General features: G+C 45.2%; 21 protein-coding genes, 1 tRNA gene and 1 pseudogene. 11 read left to right on the top strand and 12 right to left on the bottom strand.

The features are described 5' to 3' along the window. Positions 1-144: 144 nt before the first annotated feature. On the bottom strand, positions 145-900 hold the full coding sequence (gene mlaA / locus ACJHWK_RS01140; protein WP_000776768.1) for a phospholipid-binding lipoprotein MlaA: 756 nt from the start codon (positions 898-900) through the stop codon (positions 145-147). A gap of 293 nt (positions 901-1,193) precedes the next feature. On the opposite strand from mlaA, the gene ACJHWK_RS01145 reads away from it, so the two are divergent. From ACJHWK_RS01145 to ACJHWK_RS01155, 3 genes are all read left to right on the top strand, one after another. Continuing rightward, complete coding sequence (locus ACJHWK_RS01145) at positions 1,194-2,126, top strand: formate/nitrite transporter family protein (protein WP_000368131.1); 933 nt, start codon at positions 1,194-1,196, stop codon at positions 2,124-2,126. 75 nt (positions 2,127-2,201) lie between these two features. Next, positions 2,202-2,276: transfer RNA gene (locus tag ACJHWK_RS01150), tRNA-Arg, on the top strand. A gap of 179 nt (positions 2,277-2,455) precedes the next feature. Beyond that, positions 2,456-2,638, top strand: a complete 183-nt coding sequence (locus ACJHWK_RS01155; RefSeq protein ID WP_223362157.1) for a DUF4942 domain-containing protein — start codon at positions 2,456-2,458, stop codon at positions 2,636-2,638. A gap of 79 nt (positions 2,639-2,717) precedes the next feature. On the opposite strand, the gene ACJHWK_RS01160 is transcribed toward ACJHWK_RS01155, so the two are convergent. Both ACJHWK_RS01160 and ACJHWK_RS01165 read right to left on the bottom strand, forming a co-directional pair. After that, positions 2,718-3,965, bottom strand: a complete 1,248-nt coding sequence (locus tag ACJHWK_RS01160) for an MFS transporter (RefSeq protein WP_001197021.1) — start codon at positions 3,963-3,965, stop codon at positions 2,718-2,720. A 61-nt stretch (positions 3,966-4,026) separates the two neighbouring features. Continuing rightward, positions 4,027-4,950, bottom strand: a complete 924-nt coding sequence (locus ACJHWK_RS01165; RefSeq protein WP_001520959.1) for an aminoimidazole riboside kinase — start codon at positions 4,948-4,950, stop codon at positions 4,027-4,029. Between the two features lie 215 nt (positions 4,951-5,165). Between ACJHWK_RS01165 and cscA the strand changes: the two genes are divergently transcribed. Continuing rightward, positions 5,166-6,599, top strand: a complete 1,434-nt coding sequence (cscA, locus tag ACJHWK_RS01170) for a sucrose-6-phosphate hydrolase (protein ID WP_001520960.1) — start codon at positions 5,166-5,168, stop codon at positions 6,597-6,599. Between the two features lie 7 nt (positions 6,600-6,606). Here cscA and ACJHWK_RS01175 read toward each other — a convergent pair whose 3' ends face one another. After that, positions 6,607-7,602: a LacI family DNA-binding transcriptional regulator gene (locus tag ACJHWK_RS01175; RefSeq protein WP_001317964.1), complete on the bottom strand. Its 996-nt coding sequence runs from the start codon at positions 7,600-7,602 to the stop codon at positions 6,607-6,609. A gap of 242 nt (positions 7,603-7,844) precedes the next feature. Between ACJHWK_RS01175 and ACJHWK_RS01180 the strand changes: the two are divergent. Further along, positions 7,845-8,063: pseudogene (locus tag ACJHWK_RS01180) on the top strand (D-serine transporter DsdX); the annotation flags it as partial. 17 nt (positions 8,064-8,080) lie between these two features. Next, the gene (dsdA, locus tag ACJHWK_RS01185; protein ID WP_001520962.1) at positions 8,081-9,409 is read left to right on the top strand and encodes a D-serine ammonia-lyase; all 1,329 of its coding nucleotides are present in this window, start codon (positions 8,081-8,083) and stop codon (positions 9,407-9,409) included. Positions 9,410-9,516: 107 nt separating this feature from the next. Here the strand turns inward: dsdA and emrY are convergent, their stop codons facing one another. After that, complete coding sequence (gene emrY / locus ACJHWK_RS01190; RefSeq protein WP_001018714.1) at positions 9,517-11,055, bottom strand: multidrug efflux MFS transporter permease subunit EmrY; 1,539 nt, start codon at positions 11,053-11,055, stop codon at positions 9,517-9,519. After that, on the bottom strand, positions 11,055-12,218 hold the full coding sequence (emrK, locus tag ACJHWK_RS01195; RefSeq protein WP_000435167.1) for a multidrug efflux MFS transporter periplasmic adaptor subunit EmrK: 1,164 nt from the start codon (positions 12,216-12,218) through the stop codon (positions 11,055-11,057). The genes emrY and emrK overlap by 1 nt, the downstream gene beginning before the upstream one ends. A gap of 415 nt (positions 12,219-12,633) precedes the next feature. On the opposite strand from emrK, the gene evgA reads away from it, so the two are divergent. After that, entirely contained in the window at positions 12,634-13,248 is a 615-nt protein-coding gene (gene evgA / locus ACJHWK_RS01200) for an acid-sensing system DNA-binding response regulator EvgA (protein ID WP_000991370.1), read from the top strand. A gap of 4 nt (positions 13,249-13,252) precedes the next feature. Further along, a complete protein-coding gene (gene evgS / locus ACJHWK_RS01205) occupies positions 13,253-16,846 on the top strand; it encodes an acid-sensing system histidine kinase EvgS (RefSeq protein ID WP_001520963.1) in 3,594 nt (1,197 codons plus the stop codon). Positions 16,847-16,901: 55 nt separating this feature from the next. On the opposite strand, the gene yfdE is transcribed toward evgS, so the two are convergent. From yfdE to ACJHWK_RS01230, 5 genes are all read right to left on the bottom strand, one after another. Next, positions 16,902-18,047 (bottom strand): CoA:oxalate CoA-transferase, encoded by a 1,146-nt coding sequence (yfdE, locus tag ACJHWK_RS01210; protein WP_001314918.1) that lies wholly within the window; start codon positions 18,045-18,047, stop codon positions 16,902-16,904. Positions 18,048-18,120: 73 nt separating this feature from the next. Continuing rightward, positions 18,121-19,065: a transporter YfdV gene (gene yfdV / locus ACJHWK_RS01215; protein WP_000955028.1), complete on the bottom strand. Its 945-nt coding sequence runs from the start codon at positions 19,063-19,065 to the stop codon at positions 18,121-18,123. Positions 19,066-19,133: 68 nt separating this feature from the next. Further along, complete coding sequence (gene oxc, locus ACJHWK_RS01220) at positions 19,134-20,828, bottom strand: oxalyl-CoA decarboxylase (RefSeq protein WP_001283480.1); 1,695 nt, start codon at positions 20,826-20,828, stop codon at positions 19,134-19,136. Between the two features lie 53 nt (positions 20,829-20,881). Continuing rightward, positions 20,882-22,132 carry a formyl-CoA transferase gene (frc, locus tag ACJHWK_RS01225; protein WP_000106757.1) on the bottom strand — a complete coding sequence of 417 codons (1,251 nt, stop codon included), beginning with the start codon at positions 22,130-22,132 and terminating at the stop codon, positions 20,882-20,884. A gap of 511 nt (positions 22,133-22,643) precedes the next feature. Continuing rightward, positions 22,644-23,276, bottom strand: coding sequence for a YfdX family protein (locus ACJHWK_RS01230; protein WP_000825607.1), 633 nt, complete (start codon positions 23,274-23,276; stop codon positions 22,644-22,646). A gap of 295 nt (positions 23,277-23,571) precedes the next feature. On the opposite strand from ACJHWK_RS01230, the gene ypdI reads away from it, so the two are divergent. Next, entirely contained in the window at positions 23,572-23,847 is a 276-nt protein-coding gene (ypdI, locus tag ACJHWK_RS01235; RefSeq protein WP_000867670.1) for a colanic acid biosynthesis lipoprotein YpdI, read from the top strand. A 76-nt stretch (positions 23,848-23,923) separates the two neighbouring features. On the opposite strand, the gene ACJHWK_RS01240 is transcribed toward ypdI, so the two are convergent. After that, positions 23,924-24,166, bottom strand: a complete 243-nt coding sequence (locus tag ACJHWK_RS01240) for a YfdY family protein (RefSeq protein ID WP_000639883.1) — start codon at positions 24,164-24,166, stop codon at positions 23,924-23,926. Between the two features lie 352 nt (positions 24,167-24,518). On the opposite strand from ACJHWK_RS01240, the gene lpxP reads away from it, so the two are divergent. Both lpxP and ypdK read left to right on the top strand, forming a co-directional pair. Then, positions 24,519-25,439: a kdo(2)-lipid IV(A) palmitoleoyltransferase gene (lpxP, locus tag ACJHWK_RS01245; RefSeq protein ID WP_000484013.1), complete on the top strand. Its 921-nt coding sequence runs from the start codon at positions 24,519-24,521 to the stop codon at positions 25,437-25,439. 355 nt (positions 25,440-25,794) lie between these two features. After that, the gene (ypdK, locus tag ACJHWK_RS01250; RefSeq protein ID WP_010723117.1) at positions 25,795-25,866 is read left to right on the top strand and encodes a membrane protein YpdK; all 72 of its coding nucleotides are present in this window, start codon (positions 25,795-25,797) and stop codon (positions 25,864-25,866) included. The last annotated feature ends 34 nt before the right edge of the window (positions 25,867-25,900 follow it).

The raw sequence follows: 25,900 nt of genomic DNA on the forward strand, positions 1-25,900 counted from the left end.
ATATCGGAAACAGACAATGACGAACATCAGTATTTTTACATAATTATGTCCAGGTCATTGTCGGTTTATCTTCTTTTACTTGGGGTAATTGAGGGATAACAACAAAAAAGGTGAGTTTTGTGACTCACCTTTTTTATTTGTTTCTTATTCAGAATCGATATCTTTTAAATCATCCTGAATCGCTTGCGCGTTCGGATTTTCCTGCGGTTTGAGTTCGCCGCCATTAGCGATGAAATCATGACGCTGGAAGTACGCTTCGCGCACCATAATATAAGGATCGGACGACTGACGCAGCAGACCATCGGAATCCAACAACTGCGCACGAGTTTCTATCCCTTCAAGCGTCCATTTACCCACAGACATCGGCCAGGTCAGCCAGGAAAGAACCGGGTAAAGACCATCCGCCATATCACCACCGTCATCACGCAGCGTGAAGCTACCGTAGAACGGTAACTGAACGTATGGCCCATAACCCACACCATAATGACCAAGCGTACTACCGAAGCGGTGAGGTTCAGTCCGTTGCAGTTTCGGGTTCGCCATCCCTGCAACATCAATAAAGCCGCCCATCCCCAAAATGGTGTTCAGGAAAAAGCGGGTAAAGTGGACCATCCCCTGATAAGGGTCGCCCTGCAAGAAGTAGTTAACCATCACCGCAGGTTCTTCAAGGTTGCCAGTAAAGTTGCTCAAACCGTTACGCGCCGGTTGCGGAACATAATCACGCCAGGCGACAGCGACCGGTCGAACAATATACGGGTCTAATACATTGAAGTTGAAGTTGTACATGGTGCGGTTGAACCCTTCTAACGGGTCAGAACGCCCTTGCTGATCTGTACCGGAACTCGCACACCCCACCAGAAGCGTAGTTCCCAGAGCAAGCGCCGACAGGCGAAGCTTCATAAATGTCTCCCTGTTTTTTTATGGCTTATGCAGTTTGCCATCCATGACGGAACGATACCGTATCCGCCTGTTTAGGTGTGGGCGATTGTAACAGCACGTCAACTGATGTCCAGACGCCCTGATTTGCTGATTTGATCATAGCCTGGTAATCGCCGCCCTGTAGGCTACTTGATTCTATAGAAACAGAAAAAGGCAAACGCGGCCTTTTCTACATTTTCAGAGTAACTCCCGCCAGTTGCGAGCAAAAAAGCCGCTACGCTTTAGCTATACGTGCTAATTCAAGAGAAGAGACCATGGACAACGACAAAATTGATCAACACAGCGACGAAATTGAAGTTGAGAGCGAAGAAAAAGAGCGCGGCAAAAAAATAGAAATAGATGAAGACCGACTCCCCTCCCGGGCGATGGCAATTCATGAGCATATCCGCCAGGATGGTGAAAAAGAGCTGGAACGCGACGCAATGGCACTACTGTGGTCAGCCATTGCGGCGGGTCTGTCGATGGGCGCTTCGCTACTGGCAAAAGGGATATTTCATGTCGAACTGGAAGGCGTGCCGGGCAGCTTCTTGCTGGAGAATCTCGGTTATACCTTTGGTTTTATTATCGTCATTATGGCCCGCCAGCAATTATTTACCGAAAACACCGTGACTGCGGTACTACCCGTCATGCAAAAACCGACAATGAGCAACGTTGGCTTACTTATGCGGTTATGGGGCGTCGTGCTGCTGGGTAATATTCTCGGGACAGGTATTGCGGCGTGGGCATTTGAATATATGCCAATCTTCAATGAAGAAACTCGCGATGCATTTGTCAAAATCGGCATGGATGTGATGAAGAACACCCCCAGCGAGATGTTTGCCAACGCGATCATTTCCGGCTGGCTGATCGCCACTATGGTATGGATGTTTCCTGCAGCGGGTGCGGCAAAGATTGTGGTGATTATATTGATGACCTGGCTTATTGCCCTGGGTGACACCACTCACATCGTTGTCGGTTCTGTTGAAATCCTCTATCTGGTGTTTAACGGTACGCTGCACTGGAGCGATTTCATCTGGCCCTTCGCACTACCTACTTTAGCGGGGAACATCTGCGGCGGCACCTTTATCTTCGCGTTAATGAGTCATGCACAGATCCGCAACGACATGAGCAACAAGCGCAAAGCAGAAGCACGCCAAAAAGCAGAACGTGCGGAAAACATTAAGAAAAATGATAAAAACCCGGCATAAATGGCGAGGGTTTAAGCAATCGAGCGGCAGCGTACTTACCCCGCAGTCCATTAGCGGGTATACTCATGCCGCATTGTCCTCTTAGTTAAATGGATATAACGAGCCCCTCCTAAGGGCTAATTGCAGGTTCGATTCCTGCAGGGGACACCAGATACCCTTCAAACCAAATCTACCTTCACCCCGTAAAAGATGGGTTTGGCAGCACACTAGCCCTATATCTACTCATTTTTACTGCAACAGGTTGAAATCTCAGCACTGTCAGAAAGCGCTGATGACTAAACAGCCCTGGGCCGGGCGATGTAACCATCATACAGAATCCTGATAGCGAAATATGGCGTGACTCGATACTTCACTCTGCAATGCATTCCTTGATGAATTCGCAGGCCCGTGATACTCGGGACAGGTCGCTGAATGACGACAATGTCCTGGAAATCAGCGAACCGCGTATCCGGAGTACATTTGAGCGACTGTACCAGAACATGAATGAGGCGTTTGGATTAGGTGATTATTAGTTGGGCTAAGCATTTTTGTATTATTATTTTCCGGTTGAGGGATATGGAGATATCGACAACAACCGGAAAAAGTTTACGTCTATATTGCTGAAGGTACAGGCGTTTCCATAACTATTTGCTCGCGTTTTTTACTCAGGAAGAAAATGCCAAATAGCAACATCAGGCAGACAATACCCGAAATTGCGAAGAAAACTGTCTGGTAGCCTGCGTGGTCAAAGAGTATCCCAGTCGGCGTTGAAAGCAGCACAATCCCAAGCGAACTGGCAATTTGAAAACCAATCAGAAAGATCGTCGACGACAGGCGCTTATCAAAGTTTGCCACGCTGTATTTGAAGACGGATATGACACAAAGTGGAACCTCAATGGCATGTAACAGCTTCACTAATGAAATAATCCAGGGGTTAACGAACAACGCGCAGGAAAGGATACGCAACGCCATAATCACAACACCGATAAGTAATGCATTTTTTGGCCCTACCCGATTCACAAAGAAAGGAATAATCGCCATGCACAGCGCTTCGAGTACCACCTGGAATGAGTTGAGATAACCATACAGGCGCGTTCCTACATCGTGTGATTCGAATAAACCTGCATAAAAGACAGGAAAGAGTTGTTGATCAAAAATGTTATAGAAAGACCACGTCCCCACAATAAATATGACGAAAACCCAGAAGTTTCGATCCTTGAAAACTGCGATAAAATCCTCTTTTTTTACCCCTCCCGCATCCGCCGCTATGCACTGGTGATCCTTATCTTTAAAACGCATGTTGATCATCATAAATACAGCGCCAAATAGCGAGACCAACCAGAAGTTGATATGGGGACTGATACTAAAAAATATACCGGCAAAGAACGCGCCAATAGCATAGCCAAAAGATCCCCAGGCGCGCGCTGTTCCATATTCGAAATGAAAATTTCGCGCCATTTTTTCGGTGAAGCTGTCAAGCAAACCGCATCCCGCCAGATACCCCAGGCCAAAAAAGAGCGCCCCCAGAATTAGACCTACAGAAAAATTGCTTTGCAGTAACGGTTCATAAACGTAAATCATAAACGGTCCGGTCAAGACCAGAATGAAACTCATACACCAGATGAGCGGTTTCTTCAGACCGAGTTTATCCTGAACGATGCCGTAGAACATCATAAATAGAATGCTGGTAAACTGGTTGACCGAATAAAGTGTACCTAATTCCGTCCCTGTTAATCCTAGATGTCCTTTCAGCCAAATAGCGTATAACGACCACCACAGCGACCAGGAAATAAAAAAGAGAAATGAGTAACTGGATGCAAAACGATAGTACGCATTTCTGAATGGAATATTCAGTGCCATAATTACCTGCCTGTCGTTAAAAAATTCATGTCCTATTTAGAGATAAGAGCGGCCTCGCCGTTTACTTCTCACCTTCCAGTTCTTGTCGACATGGCAGCGCTGTCATTGCCCCTTTCGCTGTTACTGCAAGCGCTCCGCAACGTTGAGCGAGATTGATAATTCGTCGCATTTCTCTCTCATCTGTAGATAATCCCGTAGAGGACAGACCTGTGAGTAACCCGGCAACGAACGCATCTCCCGCCCCAGTGCTATCGACACAATTCACAGACATTCCAGCAAAATGGTGAACTTGTCCTCGATAACAGACCACCACCCCTTCTGCACCTTTAGTCACCAACAGCATGGCGATCTCATACTCTTTTGCCAGCGCGCATATATCCCGATCGTTCTGTGTTTTTCCACTGATAAGTCGCCATTCTTCTTCCGAGAGCTTGACGACATCCGCCAGTTGTAGCGCCTGCCGCAAACACAAGCGGAACAAATGCTCGTCTTGCCATAGATCTTCACGAATATTGGGATCGAAGCTGACAAAACCTCCGGCATGCCGGATCGCCGTCATCGCAGTAAATGCGCTGGTACGCGAAGGCTCGGCAGACAACGCAATTGAACAGAGATGTAACCATTCGCCATGTCGCCAGCAGGGCAAGTCTGTCGTCTCTAAAAAAAGATCGGCACTGGGGCGGACCATAAACGTAAATGAACGTTCTCCTTGATCGTTCAGATCGACAAGCACCGTGGATGTCCGGTGCCATTCATCTTGCTTCAGATACGTGATATCGACACCCTCAGTTAGCAGCGTTCTTTGCATTAACGCACCAAAAGGATCATCACCGACCCGACCTATAAACCCACTTGTTCCGCCTAATCTGGCGATTCCCACCGCAACGTTAGCTGGCGCGCCGCCAGGACAAGGCAGTAGCCGCCCGTCTGATTCTGGCAAGAGATCTACGACCGCATCCCCTAAAACCCATACTTTGGCTGACATTTTTTTCCCTTAAATTCATCTGACTTACGCATAGTGATAAACCTCTTTTTCGCAAAATCGTCATGGATTTACTAAAACATGCATATTCGATCACAAAACGTCATAGTTAACGTTAACATTTGTGATATTCATCGCATTTATGAAAGTAATGGACTTTATTTTTATAAAAGTTAACGTTAACAATTCACCAAATTTGCTTAACCAGGATGATAAAAATGACGCAATCTCGATTACATGCGGCGCAAAACGCACTAGCAAAACTTCACGAGCGCCGAGGTAACACTTTCTATCCCCATTTTCACCTCGCGCCTCCTGCCGGGTGGATGAACGATCCAAACGGCCTGATCTGGTTTAACGATCGTTATCACGCGTTTTATCAACATCACCCGATGAGCGAACACTGGGGGCCAATGCACTGGGGACATGCCACCAGCGACGATATGATCCACTGGCAGCATAAGCCTATTGCGCTAGCGCCAGGAGACGAGAATGACAAAGACGGGTGTTTTTCAGGTAGTGCTGTCGATGACAATGGTGTCCTCTCACTTATCTACACCGGACACGTCTGGCTCGATGGTGCAGGTAATGACGATGCAATTCGCGAAGTACAATGTCTGGCTACCAGTCGGGATGGTATTCATTTCGAGAAACAGGGTGTGATCCTCACTCCACCAGAAGGAATCATGCACTTCCGCGATCCTAAAGTGTGGCGTGAAGCCGACACATGGTGGATGGTTGTCGGGGCGAAAGATCCAGGCAACACGGGGCAGATCCTGCTTTATCGCGGCAGTTCATTGCGTGAATGGACCTTCGATCGCGTACTGGCCCACGCTGATGCGGGTGAAAGCTATATGTGGGAATGTCCGGACTTTTTCAGCCTTGGCGATCAGCATTATCTGATGTTTTCCCCGCAGGGAATGAATGCCGAGGGATACAGTTACCGAAATCGCTTTCAAAGTGGCGTAATACCCGGAATGTGGTCGCCAGGACGACTTTTTGCACAATCCGGGCATTTTACTGAACTTGATAACGGGCATGACTTTTATGCACCACAAAGCTTTTTAGCGAAGGATGGTCGGCGTATTGTTATCGGCTGGATGGATATGTGGGAATCGCCAATGCCCTCAAAACGTGAAGGCTGGGCAGGCTGCATGACGCTGGCGCGCGAGCTATCAGAGAGCAATGGCAAACTTCTACAACGCCCGGTACACGAAGCTGAGTCGTTACGCCAGCAGCATCAATCTATCTCTCCCCGCACAATCAGCAATAAATATGTTTTGCAGGAAAACGCGCAAGCAGTTGAGATTCAGTTGCAGTGGGCGCTGAAGAACAGTGATGCCGAACATTACGGATTACAGCTCGGCACTGGAATGCGGCTGTATATTGATAACCAATCTGAGCGACTTGTTTTGTGGCGGTATTACCCACACGAGAATTTAGATGGCTACCGTAGTATTCCCCTCCCGCAGGGTGACATGCTCGCCCTAAGGATATTTATCGATACATCATCCGTGGAAGTATTTATTAACGACGGGGAGGCGGTGATGAGTAGCCGAATATATCCGCAGCCAGAAGAACGGGAACTGTCGCTCTATGCCTCCCACGGAGTGGCTGTGCTGCAACATGGAGCACTCTGGCAACTGGGTTAACATAATATCAGGTGGAACAACGGATCAACAGCGGGCAAGGGATCCGCGTCACTCTTCCCCCTTCACGATCTTCAATAATATGCAATGCAGCTTCCCGCCCGATAATGTCATGTGGAAGCTGAATTGTGGTCAGCGGCGGTAAAAACAGATGCCCGACGCCAACCAGATTATCAAAGCCCATTACGGCGACATCCTGCGGGATACGTACCCCCTTCGCCAGGAGAACCTGATAAGCGACAAAGGCTGCGCGATCGTTACCACATATCAGAACATCAAAATCTGGTTTGCCAGATTTGAAGTGGGCATTGAGTAAACTTGCGAGATCGGTGTAGTGATCATCACCTGTTGCCATGTGAAATTGTTTCACCTCAGCCAGATCTCGTCCAGCATCACGCCAGGCCTGCTCAAATCCCTGCCGACGATACCCTGTTGCCAACGCACTTTCCGGTAGCCAGAAGCATAACGGTTGACGATAGCCCGCCGCGAGCAAATGCTGTGTTGATTCATATTGTGCAGTGTAATCATCAGGGATATAACTGGGTAACGCTGGGTCATCCGCCACACAGTTCGCCAATACAATATTTTCACCATACAGAGACTCAGGCAGCGTGATATGTCGCAGCCCCATTGTAGTATAGATAATGCCATCCGGACGGTGGGCAAGCAGCTGACGAGCAGCACGGGCAGCGTCATCTTCAGAAAAAATATTGATTAAAAAACTATTCCAGCCGAACTCGCTGGCGGTTTGCTCAATGGCAAGCAGAATATCAACAGAGAAAGGAGTGGTAGCAGTGTCCTGCGCCAGCACGGCGAGAGTCGACGGCTTACGTCCTTGAGCGCGCATCTTACGGGCGGAAAGATCAGGAACATAATTCAGGGTCTGGATTGCCTGCAATACGCGGTCACGCGTTGCAGGACGCACAGATTCTGCATTATGCATCACCCGGGAGACTGTCATCATCGACACTCCCGCCAGGCGTGCGACATCCTTTAATGAAGCCATACCCAAGCCGTTTGCCGTAAAACGGGCACTGTAGCAGAAACAGACGTCACTGGCGAGATCCAACGATATTCTCGACGCCCTATCACCCGACACGGCAATACAATAAAAAATAACAATAATTCCCGGACAATTGTACCCAATTCCGCCTCTGTTCTCGCCAACGAGTAACCATGTAGGCAAGTAGGTAAAACATGCCAACTGGCATCGCCAACCTGGAGAAGAAAATATAAATATGGATCATTGTGCTGCCGCTGTATCCCGACATCAGCCCGGAAATTATTGCGATTGCTATCGGTTCAGGTGCGATTGGCTGCACGATCGTTACGGACTCGCTTTTCTGGCTGGTGAAGCAATATTGCGGCGCTACGCTCAATGAAACATTTAAATACTATACGACCGCGACATTTATCGCTTCAGTCGTCGCTCTGGCGGGCACATTCCTGCTGTCATTTATCATCTAAGCGCAAAGAGACGTACTATGGAAAACGCTAAAATGAACTCGCTCATCGCCCAGTATCCGTTGGTAAAGGATCTGGTTGCTCTTCAAGAAACCACCTGGTTTAATCCTGGCACGACCTCATTGGCTGAAGGTTTACCTTATGTTGGCCTGACCGAACAGGATGTTCAGGACGCCCATGCGCGCTTATCCCGTTTTGCACCCTATCTGGCAAAAGCATTTCCTGAAACTGCTGCTACTGGGGGGATTATTGAATCAGAACTGGTTGCCATTCCGGCTATGCAAAAACGGCTGGAAAAGGAATATCAACAACCGATCAGCGGGCAACTGCTACTGAAAAAAGATAGCCATTTGCCCATTTCCGGCTCCATAAAAGCACGCGGCGGGATTTATGAAGTCCTGGCACATGCAGAAAAACTGGCTCTGGAAGCGGGGTTGCTGACGCTTGAAGATGACTACAGCAAACTGCTTTCTCCGGAGTTTAAACAGTTCTTTAGCCAATACAGCATTGCTGTGGGCTCAACCGGAAATCTGGGGTTATCAATCGGCATTATGAGCGCCCGCATTGGCTTTAAGGTGACAGTACATATGTCTGCTGATGCCCGGGCATGGAAAAAAGCGAAACTGCGCAGCCATGGCGTTACGGTCGTGGAATATGAGCAAGATTATGGTGTTGCAGTCGAGGAAGGACGTAAAGCAGCGCAGTCTGACCCGAACTGTTTCTTTATTGATGACGAGAATTCCCGCACGTTGTTCCTTGGGTATTCCGTCGCTGGCCAGCGTCTTAAAGCGCAATTTGCCGAGCAAAGTCGTATTGTCGATGCTGATAACCCTCTGTTTGTCTATCTGCCGTGTGGTGTTGGCGGTGGTCCTGGTGGCGTCGCATTCGGGCTTAAACTGGCATTTGGCGATCATGTTCACTGCTTTTTTGCCGAACCAACGCACTCCCCTTGTATGCTGTTAGGCGTCCATACAGGATTACACGATCAGATTTCTGTTCAGGATATTGGTATCGACAACCTTACCGCAGCGGATGGCCTTGCAGTTGGTCGCGCATCAGGCTTTGTCGGGCGGGCAATGGAGCGTCTACTGGATGGCTTCTATACCCTTAGCGATCAAACCATGTATGACATGCTTGGCTGGCTGGCGCAGGAAGAAGGCATTCGTCTTGAACCTTCGGCACTGGCGGGTATGGCCGGGCCTCAGCGCGTGTGCGCATCAGTAAGTTACCAACAGATGCACGGTTTCAGCGCAGAACAACTGCGTAATGCCACTCATCTGGTGTGGGCGACGGGAGGTGGAATGGTGCCGGAAGAAGAGATGGAGCAATATCTGGCAAAAGGCCGCTAATTACTTTTCAATTCAGCATCGCCATCCTTTCCCTGGGTGAGCGATGCTGCCGATGGCGCAGACTTAAGGTCCCTGGTCTTACCTGCTATAACCCCCTCCTTTTATCATCACCCAACGCCTTTCGCTGTAAACGGCGGTTTCGCAAACCAAACCAAAACTGTAAGTAAGATAAAAGCAATAGCCGCCATACGGAAAATCTCATTTGCAGAAATTGAAAGTGACTGCTGAGTTATTTCATTATTAATTTCATTAAGAACCCCTGAAAGCGAACCATAGTATTTATCCATAATTTGTGACGATGAATTAAACACGGGGTTAAATTGATCGATGGTTGCTGTCAACTGACTATGGTGTAACGATTCGCGTCGTCCCCACAGCGTCATTGTCAACGACGTACCAACTGATCCTGACAAGGTGCGAAAAAAATTACTCATACTCGAGGCATTGGCAAATTTATTATCTGGCAACCCTGAAAACGAAATCGTTGTTAAGGGTAAAAAGAAACAGGCAACGGCGAATCCCTGGAAAAACTGTGGCAAAATGATGCCTGTAAAATCAATCGTTGGCATAAATGTCACAGAACGCCAGTAATAGCAAACCGCATACATTAAAAAACTAAATGTCACCAACAACCGCATATCAATTTTGTTGCCATAACGTCCTATCAAAGGTGATATTAATAGCGGCATGATGCCGATGGGCGCATAGGCAAGTCCGGCCCATATCGCATTATACCCCATCGTTTCCTGGAGTAACTGCGGCATAAGGACTATCGCCCCAGAGTAAAATAAATACGCGCATGTGATACTCACAATACCAATGGTGAAATTACGGGACTTAAACAAACTGAGATCAAGAATCGGGTTCTCTGAGGTCGACTCCCAAATGACTAAAGAAATCAGAGAAATAACTGACACTACTGTTAGTATTATTATTGTACTCGAGTTGAACCAATCCAGGTCGCGCCCTTTATCAAGCATTATCTGCAAGCCACCAACACCGAGCACTAACAGGGTCAGTCCTGGTAGATTCATTTTGACCGGTGAAGTCTCAGTTTCTCTTCCTTTAAGTAAGGTTAAGCATAATGTCAGAACGATAATCCCCATAGGGACATTGATTAAAAATATCCAACCCCAGCTAAAGTTATCACAAATATAACCGCCCAATATCGGCCCACATATCGGCGCGATAATCACGGTCATAGACCATAATGCCAGAGCAAATGTTCTTTTTTCTGGTGGATAATTCCTTAATAATAAACTCTGTGACAGTGGAATTAACGGCCCCGCCATTAACCCCTGAACGACTCTAAAAAATATCAGCACATCAAGATTGGTCGATAGGCTACACATTAATGAAGATAGCGAAAAAAAGGTTACTGAAAGTAAAAATAATCTTAATTCGCCTATTCTTTGTGCCAACCTGCCGGTAACAGGGATCGCAATGGCATTTGCTACACCAAACGAAGTGATAACCCAGGTGCCTTCGTCTGTTGATGCTCCCAGAAAGCCAGATATTGTCGGTATTGCGACGTTAGAAATAGTGGAATCCAACATTTGCATAAACGTCGCTAATGACAATGCAATAGTGACGCACCATAACGTCCCACCGGTTAATGGTGCCGGAGTTGATTTAGTGATTGCCATTAAAGTTGTCCATTATGCGAAATAATGTTGCTAATTTCTTTTTCTATCGGACTGGTATCGATAACTAAAGCCTTACTGGTATAAGCAGGCATGGACGTCACGGTTGAAGCCAGCTCAGGCATCTCGGCAATGTCTTCGTTCTTCGTATCAATAGTTGCTGTCATCGATAAACCAATACGTAAGGGATGTTCCATGAGTTCTTTTGGATCAAGAGAAACTTCAACCGGTACACGCTGAACGATTTTGATCCAGTTCCCTGTCGCATTTTGTGCAGGTAATAAGGAGAACGCATTGCCGGTTCCCATATTGATCCCTGTCACCCGACCATGAAACACAACATTTTCACCATAAAGATCGCTGATAATATTGACCGATTGACCAATCCGTACATCCGTGAGTTGTGTTTCTTTAAAGTTGGCATTAACCCACATTTGACGTGCCGGTACGACAGCCATTAACGATTGTCCGGGACTCACTGTTTCGCCGACCTGAACGCTTCTCTGGGCAATATAGCCGGTAACAGGACTCTTAATATCCGTACGTTTAAGCGCTAACCAGGCTTCTTTGGTTGCATCCGCCGCTTCAACGACTTGTGGCTGACGGTTTAATGGTGTGTTCATTACTAAAGCTTTATTCGCTTTATAAGCCTGGATAGCGGCATTCAATGCCGCTTTGCTACTTATTAACGTATCTTTGGTATGCTCCAGCGTTTCTTTTGAAATAACCCCCTGCTTCGCTAAAGGTACACGACGGTTATAATCTTCTAAAGATTGTTGATACTGAATACGTGCTGAAGCGACTTCGGCACTGTATTGTTTATCCTGTAAGTACAGTTTATTCGTTTGCCGAACAATATTGGCCAGATTATTTTTAGCTTTATTGAGTGCGATAGTGGCATCAGTCTTATCCAGTGAGACTAAAATGTCACCCTGTCGAACGTAGTTCGTATCTTTATGATTAACGACAGTGACGCTGCCTGAAACTTGTGCAGAAATTGGATCTGCATTCCCCGTGACATAGGCATCATCTGTACTAATCATGTCTTCTAATTCCATTGACCAATAGGCATAGGCACCTGAAAACGCAATAAATAAAACTACCGCCAATAAAGAAAAGTATTTTCTTCTGTTAGAATGTTTTTTATTTGAATTAATCTGTTCCACTATTATCTCTCATTTCGCATAGATGAAATTTATGAATTGAATGAAAAGAGTATTCATTCTTCATATCAAACACAGTGCATGTGTTGCACATTGTCCCAGGAACGTTGGAGGCCTAATTTAAATGAGGTGCAAAAAAAACAACAGAGGACTAAACCGTGGCTTTTGCAATACAATTCTTACGCATGTAGGATTAGTGAGAAGACTTATAGTACTAATGTGAAACTATAAATCATCGGTACAATCCCTGATTTTATTGTTGACATTTCATATATGCCGACTATTTATATGGTATACTTGTCGAATTATCTTAAAGGAAGCTCAAATTTTCTTATTTTTATTGAGAAAATGAGATGATGCCTTATGTCTGTATTACTACAGGGAGAAGGGAGATGCTTCATTGCAAAGGGAATAATCTATGAACGCAATAATTATTGATGACCATCCTCTTGCTATCGCAGCAATTCGTAATTTATTGATCAAAAACGATATTGAAATCTTAGCGGAGTTGACTGAAGGGGGAAGTGCCGTTCAGCGGGTGGAAACACTTAAACCTGATATCGTCATCATTGATGTCGATATCCCCGGAGTTAACGGTATCCAGGTGTTAGAAACGCTGAGGAAGCGCCAATATAGCGGAATTATTATTATCGTCTCCGCTAAAAATGACCATTTTTACGGGAAACATTGTGCTGATGCTGGCGCTAATGGATTCGTGAGTAAAAAAGAAGGCATGAACAATATCATTGCGGCTATTGAAGCTGCAAAAAATGGCTACTGCTATTTCCCCTTCTCTCTCAACCGGTTTGTTGGAAGTTTAACGTCCGACCAGCAAAAACTCGACTCCTTATCGAAACAAGAAATTAGTGTCATGCGATATATTCTTGATGGCAAGGATAATAATGACATTGCTGAAAAAATGTTCATCAGCAACAAAACTGTCAGCACTTATAAAAGTCGCCTGATGGAAAAATTAGAATGTAAATCACTGATGGATCTTTACACATTCGCACAACGTAACAAAATCGGCTAACCACATGAAGTTTTTACCCTATATTTTTCTTCTCTGTTGTGGTCTTTGGTCGACCATAAGTTTCGCAGACGAAGATTACATCGAATATCGTGGCATCAGTAGTAACAACCGTGTCACGCTTGATCCACTACGTCTGAGCAACAAGGAATTACGTTGGTTAGCGAGCAAAAAAAATCTTGTGATTGCAGTACACAAGTCCCAAACGGCTACTTTGTTGCATACCGATTCGCAGCAACGGGTTCGTGGTATTAATGCTGATTATTTAAATCTTTTAAAAAGAGCGTTAAATATTAAATTAACACTCCGGGAATACGCAGATCATCAAAAAGCAATGGACGCGCTTACAGAAGGGGAAGTCGATATAGTGTTATCACATTTAGTTGCTTCGCCGCCTCTTAATGATGACATTGCTGCAACCAAACCGCTGATAATTACCTTTCCGGCGCTGGTCACCACCCTTCACGATTCAATGAGACCGCTTACCTCATCAAAACCAGTAAATATTGCTCGGGTAGCAAATTACCCTCCAGATGAGGTAATTCATCAATCATTTCCAAAAGCAACAATTATCTCTTTTACAAATTTATATCAGGCATTAGCATCCGTCTCAGCCGGACAGAATGATTACTTTATTGGTAGTAACATTATTACCAGCAGTATGATTTCCCGCTATTTCACTCACTCCTTAAATGTAGTGAAATATTATAACTCGCCGCGTCAATATAACTTTTTCTTAACCAGAAAAGATTCAGTCGTTCTTAATGAAGTACTCAATCGATTTGTTGATGCTTTAACAAATGAAGTTCGCTATGAAGTATCACAAAATTGGCTTGATACAGGAAACCTGGCCTTTCTGAACAAACCATTAGAACTCACTGAACATGAAAAACAGTGGATTAAGCAGCATCCCGATTTAAAGGTGCTGGAAAATCCTTACTCGCCACCCTATTCTATGACAGATGAAACTGGCTCAGTTCGGGGCGTGATGGGTGATATTCTTAATATTATTACCTTGCAAACAGGTTTAAATTTTTCTCCGATCACCGTTTCACACAATATTCATGCGGGGACACAGCTTAACCCCGGTGGATGGGATATATTGCCCGCCGCTATTTATAGTGAAGATAGAGAAAATAATGTTTTATTTGCTGAAGCCTTCATAACAACGCCTTACGTTTTTGTCATGCAAAAAGCGCCTGACAGTGAACAAACATTAAAAAAAGGAATGAAAGTTGCCATTCCCTATTATTATGAGCTTCATTCGCAATTAAAAGAGATGTATCCGGAGGTAGAGTGGATAAAAGTCGATAACGCCAGCGCTGCATTTCACAAGGTCAAGGAAGGCGAACTTGATGCTCTGGTCGCGACACAGTTAAATTCACGTTACATGATCGACCATTACTATCCTAATGAACTTTATCATTTTCTTATTCCCGGCGTTCCGAATGCATCGCTTTCGTTCGCTTTTCCTCGCGGAGAACCGGAACTTAAGGATATTATTAATAAAGCACTGAATGCAATTCCCCCAAGCGAAGTTCTGCGCCTGACGGAAAAATGGATTAAAATGCCCAATGTGACCATTGACACATGGGACCTCTATAGCGAGCAATTTTATATTGTCACGACATTATCCGTTTTATTAGTTGGCAGTAGCCTTTTATGGGGATTCTACCTGTTACGCTCAGTTCGTCGTCGTAAAGTCATTCAGGGTGATTTAGAAAACCAAATATCATTCCGAAAAGCACTCTCGGATTCCTTACCGAATCCAACTTATGTTGTAAACTGGCAAGGTAATGTCATTAGTCATAATAGTGCTTTTGAACATTATTTCACTGCGGATTACTACAAAAATGCAATGTTACCATTAGAAAACAGTGACTCACCCTTTAAAGATGTTTTTTCTAATGCGCATGAAGTTACAGCAGAAACGAAAGAAAATCGAACAATATACACACAGGTATTTGAAATTGATAATGGCATCGAGAAAAGATGCATTAATCACTGGCATACATTATGCAATCTGCCAGCCAGCGATCATGCTGTTTATATTTGTGGTTGGCAAGATATTACCGAGACGCGTGATTTAATTCATGCACTCGAGGTAGAGAGAAATAAAGCGATCAATGCAACTGTCGCAAAAAGCCAGTTTCTGGCAACAATGAGTCACGAAATAAGAACACCAATAAGCTCCATTATGGGCTTCCTGGAACTTCTGTCGGGTTCTGGTCTTAGCAAGGAGCAACGGGTGGAGGCGATTTCACTTGCCTACGCCACCGGACAATCACTCCTCGGCTTAATTGGTGAAATCCTTGATGTCGACAAAATTGAATCGGGTAACTATCAACTTCAACCACAATGGGTCGATATCCCTACTTTAGTCCAGAACACTTGTCACTCTTTCGGTGCGATTGCTGCAAGCAAATCGATCGCATTAAGTTGCAGCAGTACGTTTCCTGAACATTACCTGGTTAAGATCGACCCTCAGGCGTTTAAGCAGGTCTTATCTAATTTACTGAGCAATGCTCTCAAATTTACCACCGAGGGGGCAGTAAAAATTACGACCTCCCTGGGTGACATTGATGACAACCACGCTGTTATCAAAATGACGATTATGGATTCTGGAAGTGGATTATCGCAGGAAGAACAACAACAACTGTTTAAACGCTATAGCCAAACAAGTGCAGGTCGTCAGCAAACAGGTTCTGGTTTAGGCTTAATGATCTGCAAAGAATTAATTAAAAACATGCTGGGTGATTTGTCATTAGAAAGTCATCCCGGCATAGGAACGACATTTACGATCACAATCCCGGTAGAAATTACCCAACAAGTGGCGACTGTCGAGGCAAAAGCAGAACAACCTATGACACTCCCTGAAAAGTTGAGTATATTAATCGCGGATGATCATCCAACCAACAGGCTATTACTCAAACGCCAGCTAAACCTATTAGGATATGATGTTGATGAAGCCACTGATGGTGTGCAAGCGCTACACAAAGTCAGTATGCAACATTATGATCTGCTTATTACTGACGTTAATATGCCGAATATGGATGGTTTTGAGTTGACTCGCAAACTCCGTGAGCAAAATTCTTCCTTACCCATCTGGGGGCTTACAGCCAACGCACAGGCTAACGAACGTGAAAAAGGGTTAAATTGCGGCATGAACTTATGTTTGTTCAAACCGTTGACCCTGAATGTACTGAAAACACATTTAAGTCAGTTACACCAGGTTGCGCATATTGCACCTCAGTATCGCCACCTTGATATCGAGGCCCTGAAAAATAATACGGCGAAAGATCTACAACTGATGCAGGAGATTCTCATGACTTTCCAGCATGAAACGCATAAAGATCTACCCGCTGCGTTTCATGCGTTAGAAGCTGGCGATAACAGAACTTTCCATCAGTGTATTCATCGCATCCACGGTGCGGCTAACATCCTGAATTTGCAAAAGTTGATTAATCTTAGCCATCAGTTAGAAATAACGCCCGTTTCAGATGACAGCAAGCCTGAAATTCTTAAGTTGCTGAACTCTGTTAAAGAACACATTGCAGAGCTGGACCAGGAGATAGCTGTTTTCTGTCAACAAAATGACTAAATAGCGGCTCCCACAATATTCAAATGTGGGAGCTATTTACCAGCACATCTTACATTTATGATGAGAACTCCTGGCGAATTTGTTCCCCATGCTGGTCGAGCGTTGCCGCTCCCGGCATAACATGCGGGTCCGCGCAGCCGCTGATTTTTATCGGATTACCTGGCATCATTATTCCCCCGGCTTCAATCAACATATTTCTCGCCTGAGTTTGTGGCAAATTAATGGCCTCAGCCACACTTAATAACGGCGCGACGGGCACACCAACTTCATGTATTTTGGCTAACCAAACTTCAGCTGCCTGCGTTTTTAACGTTCGCTCAATATATTGTTTAAGAATAGCCTGGTTTTGTACGCGTAAAATATTGCTGCTAAATCGGGGATCATTAACCAGTTCCGTAAGCTCCAGTGCCTGGCATAACGCAGAAAAAAGCTTGTCATTACCACAACAAATAGTAATCGGCTTATCCTGAGTATCAAAAACATCAAAAGGTGCCATGTAGGGATGGCGATTTCCCAGGCGTTGTGGTGACTTCCCTGTCGCAATATATGCCATCAGACCATGCTCCAGAAAACTCAGCGTGGCATCAAACATCGCTATATCGACATGCGCCCCTCTCTGGCTCTTTTCGCGGCCATAAAGTGCACTCACTATTCCGCTGAATAAATAGACACCGCCACATAAATCCGCAAGAGAGGTACCCACGCGCACTGGCGGAGCATCAGGGTACCCTGTTTCCATCATTATCCCGCTCATTGCCTGAATGATGGTATCGTAGGCAGGAGCATCTTTTAGCGGGCCGGTATGCCCAAAACCTGACGATGAAGCATATATGAGACGCGGGTTGATTTCTTGTAGCGTTTCCCATGAAAACCCCAGTTTTTCCATTGTACCTGGGCGAAAATTCTCAGCTAATACATCCGCTTGTTTAAGCATATTTATAAATATGCTTTTATCGTGATCATTCTTTAAATCAAGAACCACACTCTCTTTGCCATGATTAATAAAACTGTAATAGAGTGACTGTCCATCCACATAGGGACCAAATGTGCGGGTATCATCACCATGACCTGGCGGCTCAACTTTAATTACCCTTGCGCCCATATTACAAAGAAGTTGAGTTCCGAAAGGCCCATTAAGGACATGCGTCATATCGATAACTAATAAGCCTTCAAACGGCCCTTTGCATTCATTATTGGTCATTTGCTTATACCTTGAAAAAAGCCGAAGGTGAAAAGACACTTCGGCATTTATGTAAAATCAATAACATGATTAATTATGAAACCAGTCGACTGACATAAATCCACAAGGGAGCCGTGACGACAAAACCCAGTACGCTCACAGCCAATGACGCTGTACCAGTGCGGGTGTAGACATTAAACCGACTGGCAATAATGATTCCGGAGAATGCCGGCGGTAATGCGCCTGCCAGTACCATCATCTGCAGATGTTCGCTGTTCAAATGACATGCCATACCCACGAGAAGCAGCGCCAGTGGCATCAGAATCAGCTTCAGGAAGGTGTTATAAGCAATTTCGGCACTGAACTCGAATTTATGTGCAGCCAGAGTCAACCCCGCAGCGAATACCGCCACCCCTGAGTTAGCCTTCGCAATCAGATTAAAGGTTGGGTCCCATGCTGCCGGAATTTTTACCCCAACCAACACCAGGATCGTTGCCAGAACAGGTGCCCATACTACTGGCTCCTTTGCCGCAGAAATTAATGCGCTCAGATTACTATTCTTCTTACCATCTGCTCCTGAGGAAGGATTCAGCAAATACAGACCAATAGGAATAGTAATTGCGTTAACAATAATAGAAATAATTGCTACAACTAAACCTGTTGATACGGAATCACCATAAATAGGATCGAGAACTGCAAATCCCAGGAATCCGATGGTAGGTGAACCTGCAATTAATGCACATACTGCTGCTTCTGCATGAGTACGTTTAAAAAATTTGTAGCAACCAAACCAGGAGAAAAAGAAACATCCGACAATAACCACAAGTGATACAAGGGTCAGGCGAGTGTCCGCAAAAATCATTTCCCTGTTTGCCCGGGTAATAGAAACAAATAGGGCCGCAGGAAGAGCGTAGTTTAATACCAGTTTATTAAATGCCCGGGCTTGATCTTCTGAAAAAGTTTCTCGTCTGCCGCTAAAATAACCCAACAGCATGATTACGATAATAGGCAATAAATCGCCAATAAAAAATGTTAGCATAATAGTATTTCCGATAAGGGTCCCCTCACCATCGATAATGAGTTGGCAAGAGGAGACGATGTCAGTATTTAATTACCAGCGACTTGTTTTGGGTTAAGTTTGGTAATATGGCCACTTTCAGTTCCTGCTGCAGGGTCGATGACCACATTAATAATGGTCGGTTTGCGCGACTGAATACCGGTGGTTAAAGCATGACGAAGTTCATCTGTCGTAGTGACGTTATAGCCAACGCCACGAAACGCATCCATTAATTTGTCATACCTTGCATGGTGCAATAGATCTGTTGGTGATGGTGCACCAGCGCCACTGAGATCAACACCGTCTCCTCTGTAGATGCCGCCATTATTAAAAATAACGATCGTCACCGGCAGGTTATATCGACAAATCGTTTCAATCTCCATCCCACTGAAACCAAAAGCACTATCACCTTCAATGGCGACAACCGGAGAACCAGAGGTCACGCTAGCACCGATGGCATAGCCCATACCGATGCCCATGACACCCCAGGTTCCACAATCCAGACGGCGACGTGGTTTATACATATCAATAATATTTCGTGCATTATCCAGGGTATTTGCACCTTCATTAACTAAATAAATATCCTGGTTCTCGCGCAATACATCGCGCACAGCACTTAATGCATTAAAGTAATTTAATGGTTGAGTATCTGTACTTAATTTTTCATGCATTTTTTGTGCATTTTGCTGCTTGTGGATATTTAAAATATCGCGCCATACCAGTGGAGTCGTAAATGTGTTTTGTTTCAGTTCTGCCAGCATACCTTGCATACTGGATGCAATATCGCCAACGACTGGCACAGCAATGGGGCGGTTGCTGTCAATTTCCTGCGGTTCAATATCCAGTTGAATAAACTGTGTATCTGCCGCCCATCCTTTTTTACCGTGTGCCAGTAACCAATTCAGTCGTGCACCAACAAGCATGACAACGTCAGCATTTGCCAGGGCAAACGAACGCGCAGTTGCCGCAGAAAGTGGATGTGTATCTTCGAGGATCCCTTTCGCCATAGACATTGGCAGGAATGGAATCTGGGCACTTTCAATAAATTCACGAAGCTGTTCATCCGCTTGTGAATACGCCGCGCCTTTGCCAAGGATAACTAATGGTCGTTCAGCTTTTGCTAAAAGCGAAATTGCGCTAGCGACTGACTTCGGGCATGGCAATAATGCTGGCGACGGATTTTCAACTTTTACAATCGTGGTTAACGCTTCGTCTTTTTCCATCGTCGCGGCCAGGACATTTGCAGGCAAATCAAGATAAACTCCGCCAGGGCGACCCGATACTGAGACCCGGATAGCGCGTGCCAATGCAATGCCAAGATCCTGCGGCTGATTAACGCGAAATGCTGCTTTGGCATACGGTTTTGCCGCATTCATTTGGTCCAGCTCTTCATAATCACCTTGCTGTAGGTCGACGATCGCGCGGTCGCTGGAGCCGCTAATCATGATCATCGGAAAACCATTTACCGTTGCGTTGGCCAATGCGGTCAAACCATTGAGGAATCCTGGCGCAGACACTGTCAGGCAGATCCCTGGTTTTTGGGTAAGAAAACCGCTTGCAGCAGCGGCATAGCCTGCCGACTGCTCATGACGAAAACCAATATAACGAATGCCTTCCGCCTGGGCATGGCGTGCCATATCCGTCACAGGAATACCTACAACACCATAAATAGTGTCAATATTATTCTGTTTTAATGCTTCAACGATGATATGCATACCATCTGTCATTTGAAGTTGATCTGACATGATTAATAACCTCGAAATTTTTATAAATTGGGAGCCAGAAGCCCCCGTTAATATCAGATGGCGTGGTTTTGCTTCATTGCAGCAATTTCATCGTCGCTATAACCCAGCTCCTGCAATACAGCAGCGGTATGTTCACCTAATAGCGGCGCAGCTTTAATATCCGGCGTAAAGGCAGAGAATTTCATTGGACAACCAACTGTCAGATATTTTCCACGCAATGGTTGTTCCACTTCAACAACACTGCCACTTTGGCGCAAAGAGGGATCAAGTGAAATTTCTTTCATACTTAAAACCGGTGCACAAGGAATATCAAACTGAGTCAAATAGGCCACCGCTTCATGTTTATCAATAGTGACAGTGTATTTTTCGATTTCAGCAAAAATATCGAAAATATGTGGCTGTCGGGCATGGGCTGTACTGTATGCCGGATCGGTAATCCAATCTGGTTTGCCGATGGCTTTACAGGTGTTTTCCCAGTTTTGCTCCTGAATAGTGAAATAAATATAGGCGTTAGGATCGGTTTCCCAACCTTTACATTTCAGGATCCAGCCAGGCTGACCGCCACCACCCGCATTACCTCCGCGGGGAACTGCATCACCAAATGTGCCATTCGGATACTGCGGGTATTCTTCCAGATAACCCAATTTATCGAGACGCTGCTGGTCGCGTAATTTCACGCGGCAAAGGTTCAATACGGCATCCTGCATTGACATGGTGACTCGTTGCCCACGCCCCGTTTTTTCGCGATGCAGCAAAGCAGCAAGTAAACCGATCAGTAAATGCATTCCGGTGTTGCTGTCACCCAACGCTGCAGCGCTTACCAGCGGCGGACCGTCCCAAAAACCCGTAGTGGATGCCGCACCACCCGCTGCCTGAGCAACGTTTTCATAGGCTTTTACATTCACATAAGGCGAACACTCATCAAACCCTTTGATCGAACCAAAAATCAGACGTGGATTGATTTCTTGAATATGCTCCCAGGTGAAGCCCATGTGATCAATGGCCCCTGGATGAAAGTTCTCGACTAAGATATCAGCTTCGCGGATCAGCTTTTCCATTACCTCTTTGCCTTCCGCTGTTTTGGTATTTAATTCAATAGAACGTTTGTTACTGTTAAGCATGGTGAAGTAAAGCGCATCGATATCAGGAATATCTCGCAGCTGGTGACGCGTTACGTCACCAACGCCGGGACGTTCAATTTTAATGACGTCAGCGCCAAACCAGGCCAGCATTTGAGTACAAGATGGGCCAGATTGCACACCGGTGAAATCGAGAACTTTAATTCCTTGAAGTGGAGTTGACATAGCAATACCTATTAGTTAATTAAATATGTGTTAATTTAGCGTTTATTTAAGACATAACGCCTCTATAAATAATCCGCAAAATATCGTCGTAGCTGCACTCGATATTTTTAAATTCCTGTATCAAGTACTGAAAATCATTTCATCGCTACTTCCAATTCCTTTCTGCATGGTAAGTAGTGAGGACGAAAAGAAGAATATGATAAATATTGGTTCGCGGTAATCAGAGAGAGCCGCGACATTTGTGATGTTATTCTTACAACTGTAAGAAGCGCCGGTGATTTACAAGTAAGGGTATGATTACGCTTTTTAAAGCGTACCATAAAACATAACATAATAAATGATTTGTGATGACACGGGATTATTGCGGTTTACTTTGAGGAAGATAAAATGCGAGTTTATAGAACCGCGAGCGCCAAATAATTTTATGACCACAATCTGTCGTATTGTGGTCATAAAAAATTGTCGGCTGGAGGGAGTTAAATCCTTTACCTCAATATACTGCCTGTCAGCATTAGTTCACAAACAGTGCTTCGCTATCGACGATGATTCCATCTTCCGCACCTTTAAGCGCCAGGTTTGCCTCGTAGTATTGCTTTTTATCAAGCAGTTTCTGCGCATCAGCAAGTGCATTACGAGTCTGTTTGAGCGGCATCAGATATTGGTTTTCCATTACGCCAACACCGGCCAGGCGAAGCTCTTCCATTGCGCCCTTTTTATCCCCTTTCGCCATTTTTTCGTTGGCAATTTTTATCGCGGCTTCTTTTTCGGGTGTCGCTACATAACTCTCAGAAATTCCGATAGATGCATTAATGACAATATATTGGTCATCATTGACATTGGTTTTTTTACCTGGCTTAGCGAACTTTGCCCATTCGGTACTGTCATCTGACAACAAAGCTGAAGCTTCATTGGTCAGTTCTTTTGCCTTTTCCGGATCGCCATGAAACAGAGCCAGGCGCGCTACCTGCACGTCACGCATCGCATATAAACCTTGTTCAGAGATACGCTCTGCTGCTGCCGTTTTCTGGGTTTGCTGAACTTGCTGAGTTTGCTGTTGTGCCGCTACCGGTGCATTATCAGCCGCCCATACAGTTGAAGATGCCAGAATTGCTGTGACCATCGTAGCCATAATTAAACGTTTCATACTTACCTCATTCTTTAACAGTTTTAGAAAACGCCGCCATCATATTGGGTGAGCATGAAATGAGAAATCAGAGAGCAACGGTCATTTTGAAAGGGTTATCTTACAGTTGTAGTTATTATCGCAAGAAGTATTTTAGTCTTACAATTGTAGGAATATGCTTCCTGTCGCAGAGAACTATTCTTATATACCACAAAGAGATGTCATTTATTATATCGATGTAAATACTGATTAATTAAATGTAAATACAGCCATAACATCGTAGGTTCTCAGTGAGCCATTCTCAGGATAACTTTCTATGAAAGTAAACTTAATGCTTTTTAGCTTATTTTTATTGGTCTCTATTATGGCATGCAATGTTTTTGCATTTTCCATTTCTGGTGGTGGAAGTGAGACGAGCTATAAAGAGACAGAAAAAACGTCAGTGATGACGACAACTCATTCTACAAAACTTCAGCCATCACAGGCGATTTTGTTTAAGATGAGAGAAGATGCGCCACCATTAAATCTCACAGAAGACATCACGCCCCCTTTTCCGACAAAGGCGAATTATCTTATTCATCCTGTGCGATAGCGTCTGTCACATGGCAGGTGAACAATCATATCTGTTGATGATGTGAGCACCTGCCCAAATGATCCATCCTGAACTACTACCGCCTGCCATACCCCACCATAAAGCGAATCATCAAGCCACAAGCCGGGGCAAGAAACATAAATATCCCCGTCACCAGTTCATTACCGCCTGTTAACCACATGGTGAAGTAGTAAATGAGTGCAGCGAGGATCACCATGCCGAAGAAAGAAGAGACCGCCGAGACCACGTTCAGTACCTGACCGATGTATCCGCTTACGCAGACAATACACAGGGCGAGAAACATCCATAAATAAATCATAGCTCAACCTCCTGCCGCGCTAAAAAACCTGTAACTTCAGTCAATTTAATAGTAAGACAATCCTTAACCTCTGGCAATTTTTGCTAAGCATCAATGAAAACAGCATGTTAAATGCAAGACTGTTGCGTACGGAAAAATATTTACTTTGCACGATTAATAATCAGTAGCTGAAAGTAGTCAGCCAGTGATAAAGTACAGATACCGCATTCATGCTCCTCGTGGTTATGTCCTGACTAGTCTTTACACTCTTTACAGGAACCATTGTCGTACATGATGGCCCAACCAATTGAGTGTACCGCTGTCGACATGGAATCTTCTGCGATACAACAATTCGTATCTACAGAAGGTAACTATGTTTCCAAAATGCAAATTTTCCCGCGAGTTTCTGCATCCTCGCTACTGGCTCACATGGTTTGGGCTTGGTGTACTCTGGCTTTGGGTACAGCTTCCTTATCCTGTTCTCTGCTTTCTCGGCACGCGTATTGGCGCAATGGCGCGACCATTCCTGAAACGGCGTGAATCTATCGCCCGTAAAAACCTGGAACTTTGTTTCCCGCAGCATTCTGCTGAAGAGCGCGAGAAGATGATCGCCGAAAACTTTCGTTCACTCGGCATGGCGCTGGTAGAAACCGGCATGGCGTGGTTCTGGCCCGACAGTCGCGTACGCAAATGGTTTGATGTTGAAGGGCTGGATAACCTTAAACGCGCACAAATGCAAAATCGCGGCGTAATGGTTGTCGGCGTCCATTTTATGTCGCTGGAACTGGGCGGCCGCGTGATGGGACTGTGTCAACCAATGATGGCTACCTATCGTCCACATAATAATCAGCTGATGGAATGGGTGCAGACCCGTGGGCGCATGCGCTCTAACAAAGCGATGATCGGCAGAAATAATCTGCGCGGCATTGTTGGTGCACTGAAGAAAGGTGAAGCGGTATGGTTTGCTCCCGATCAGGATTATGGTCGTAAAGGCAGCTCCTTCGCGCCGTTCTTTGCGGTGGAAAATGTCGCCACAACCAATGGTACGTATGTCCTTTCACGTCTCTCTGGCGCAGCCATGTTAACCGTAACGATGGTAAGAAAAGCGGATTACAGCGGATATCGTTTGTACATCACCCCAGAGATGGAAGGCTACCCGGCAGATGAAAATCAAGCCGCTGCCTATATGAACAAGATTATCGAAAAAGAGATCATGCGCGCACCGGAGCAGTACCTCTGGATCCACCGTCGCTTTAAAACGCGCCCGGTGGGAGAATCGTCGCTATACATTTAACAAACTGCTCTAACTCTTTCCCTCCTCAAATCAGCCATAATAACCTCATGGTTTTTATGGCTTTTTTCTTAAGGTTTTTTCCTTCGCTGAATCTCTAATTATTACCGTCAGAAATTAAACTGTCGCCGATATGAGACACCTGTAAGTTACTAAAAGTAAATAAGAAAATGCCTCTTGTCTCGTTTCAGTTTTAGGCGTACATTAGCGCCGTCTGGAGCAGTTTAGCTCAGAATTCTGGGGTGATGCCCACGGTAAAATACAGGACTTTTAAGGTCGTTTTGCCCGGTGTCAACTCACTGTATCAGGTGTAATGAAGTCATTCAGGCGTAACAGTAATTACGCGGAGAGATGTAAAGTGAAATATTTCTTTATGGGCATTTCTTTTATGGTCATCGTTTGGGCCGGTACTTTTGCCCTGATGATCTAAAAGCAAACTGTGCAATGAAAAACAGGAGCCATCA

It is taken from the genome of Escherichia sp. WS547 (genome assembly GCF_046486065.1).
In the GTDB taxonomy this organism is placed as follows: Bacteria; Pseudomonadota; Gammaproteobacteria; order Enterobacterales; family Enterobacteriaceae; genus Escherichia; species Escherichia coli.

What these genes read in the sequence shown, in the direction of transcription:
- oxc (WP_001283480.1), bottom strand. Translation starts at nt 20,828, where the DNA reads ATGTCAGATCAACTTCAAATGACAGATGGTATGCATATCATCGTTGAA.
- evgS (WP_001520963.1), top strand. Translation starts at nt 13,253, where the DNA reads ATGAAGTTTTTACCCTATATTTTTCTTCTCTGTTGTGGTCTTTGGTCG.
- dsdA (WP_001520962.1), top strand. Translation starts at nt 8,081, where the DNA reads ATGGAAAACGCTAAAATGAACTCGCTCATCGCCCAGTATCCGTTGGTA.
- lpxP (WP_000484013.1), top strand. Translation starts at nt 24,519, where the DNA reads ATGTTTCCAAAATGCAAATTTTCCCGCGAGTTTCTGCATCCTCGCTAC.
- frc (WP_000106757.1), bottom strand. Translation starts at nt 22,132, where the DNA reads ATGTCAACTCCACTTCAAGGAATTAAAGTTCTCGATTTCACCGGTGTG.
- emrY (WP_001018714.1), bottom strand. Translation starts at nt 11,055, where the DNA reads ATGGCAATCACTAAATCAACTCCGGCACCATTAACCGGTGGGACGTTA.
- yfdV (WP_000955028.1), bottom strand. Translation starts at nt 19,065, where the DNA reads ATGCTAACATTTTTTATTGGCGATTTATTGCCTATTATCGTAATCATG.
- yfdE (WP_001314918.1), bottom strand. Translation starts at nt 18,047, where the DNA reads ATGACCAATAATGAATGCAAAGGGCCGTTTGAAGGCTTATTAGTTATC.
- ACJHWK_RS01160 (WP_001197021.1), bottom strand. Translation starts at nt 3,965, where the DNA reads ATGGCACTGAATATTCCATTCAGAAATGCGTACTATCGTTTTGCATCC.
- cscA (WP_001520960.1), top strand. Translation starts at nt 5,166, where the DNA reads ATGACGCAATCTCGATTACATGCGGCGCAAAACGCACTAGCAAAACTT.
- ACJHWK_RS01145 (WP_000368131.1), top strand. Translation starts at nt 1,194, where the DNA reads ATGGACAACGACAAAATTGATCAACACAGCGACGAAATTGAAGTTGAG.
- mlaA (WP_000776768.1), bottom strand. Translation starts at nt 900, where the DNA reads ATGAAGCTTCGCCTGTCGGCGCTTGCTCTGGGAACTACGCTTCTGGTG.
- ACJHWK_RS01240 (WP_000639883.1), bottom strand. Translation starts at nt 24,166, where the DNA reads ATGATTTATTTATGGATGTTTCTCGCCCTGTGTATTGTCTGCGTAAGC.
- ACJHWK_RS01165 (WP_001520959.1), bottom strand. Translation starts at nt 4,950, where the DNA reads ATGTCAGCCAAAGTATGGGTTTTAGGGGATGCGGTCGTAGATCTCTTG.
- ACJHWK_RS01175 (WP_001317964.1), bottom strand. Translation starts at nt 7,602, where the DNA reads ATGGCTTCATTAAAGGATGTCGCACGCCTGGCGGGAGTGTCGATGATG.
- ypdI (WP_000867670.1), top strand. Translation starts at nt 23,572, where the DNA reads ATGAAAGTAAACTTAATGCTTTTTAGCTTATTTTTATTGGTCTCTATT.
- ACJHWK_RS01230 (WP_000825607.1), bottom strand. Translation starts at nt 23,276, where the DNA reads ATGAAACGTTTAATTATGGCTACGATGGTCACAGCAATTCTGGCATCT.
- evgA (WP_000991370.1), top strand. Translation starts at nt 12,634, where the DNA reads ATGAACGCAATAATTATTGATGACCATCCTCTTGCTATCGCAGCAATT.